Genomic DNA, 1,003 nt, shown 5'->3' with positions numbered 1-1,003 from the left:
ACGCTCTTCTGTAGGAGATTGTTGATACTGGCGAGCTGTCGCTGTCGTGTCGAAGAGGACAAGGACACCGCGTCAGCGGTGTCCGACACGGATGATTCCGCTAGATGTGTTTGGGTCGGAATCGGTCGCAGCGGACCTGTTACAGCAGGTTCGCTGGCGTGACGGCGTTTCCTGTCCTCGCTGCCGTTCTGACCGAACGGTCAGAAACGGCAGCTACGGGCAGTTTCAGCGGTATCTCTGTAAGGATTGCGACCGCACGTTCAACGATAAGACTGGCACGATCTTCGCTCACTCGAAGATCGCACTCCGCAAATGGTTGTTCTCAATCTACGCCTTTTTGCGGTTTAACACCAGTCTCAGGCAACTACAGTACGAAATCGATGTCACCTACAAAACGATCCACAGGCGTGTCGAGCGCTTCACCGAAGCGCTCGACGCGCCGTCACTCGATCTCCGTGGCCCGGTTGAAATTGACGAGTTCTACGTCTCTGCCGGCTTGAAAGGCCGCGAGCGCGACCGCTGGTCGCGCTCTCGCGGCCTCTCACGACGCGGACGCGGAACGTATGATCAAGACAAACCACCCGTGTTCGTCCTCGTGGATCGTGGCACCGAGCAACGGTACGTTGTGCCGGCGAAATCCGCAGACGAATCGACGATCCGGCTCCTGCTGGCTGACCGCCAGCAGGAGCCTCTCACCCTCTATACCGACGGATTTCGTGCGTACGATCCGCTTACTGAAGACGAGCAATTCGACCGCGAATACGTCGTTCACGGAGACGGTGAATACGCCGACGACACGGTCCACGTGAACACCTGCGAGAGCCACGCGTCGCTGGCGCGACGGTGGCTCTCGCCGCATCGAGGCATCTCAAAGGATCGCCTCACACAGTATCTCCGAGCGTTCCAACTCAGACGAGAACTCTACCGCAAACCCGGACGAAAAGCGCTCAAACACGCCGTCAAAGCCACTCTCTGAAATCAACAATGTGCTACACAAGAGCGA

The 1,003-nt window shown here is 57.8% G+C and carries 1 protein-coding gene; it reads left to right on the top strand.

Annotated features, from left to right (window positions below):
- Window positions 1–91: 91 nt before the first annotated feature.
- Window positions 92–976 carry an IS1595 family transposase gene (locus EXE46_RS16165; protein ID WP_137689361.1) on the top strand — a complete coding sequence of 295 codons (885 nt, stop codon included), beginning with the start codon at window positions 92–94 and terminating at the stop codon, window positions 974–976.
- Window positions 977–1,003 lie beyond the last annotated feature (27 nt).

The sequence above is a fragment of the Halorubrum sp. GN11_10-6_MGM genome, from assembly GCF_005435165.1.
Classification (GTDB): Archaea; Halobacteriota; Halobacteria; order Halobacteriales; family Haloferacaceae; genus Halorubrum.
This window is presented reverse-complemented; position numbering and strand designations above follow the sequence as displayed.

What these genes read in the sequence shown, in the direction of transcription:
- EXE46_RS16165 (WP_137689361.1), top strand. Translation starts at nt 92, where the DNA reads ATGATTCCGCTAGATGTGTTTGGGTCGGAATCGGTCGCAGCGGACCTG.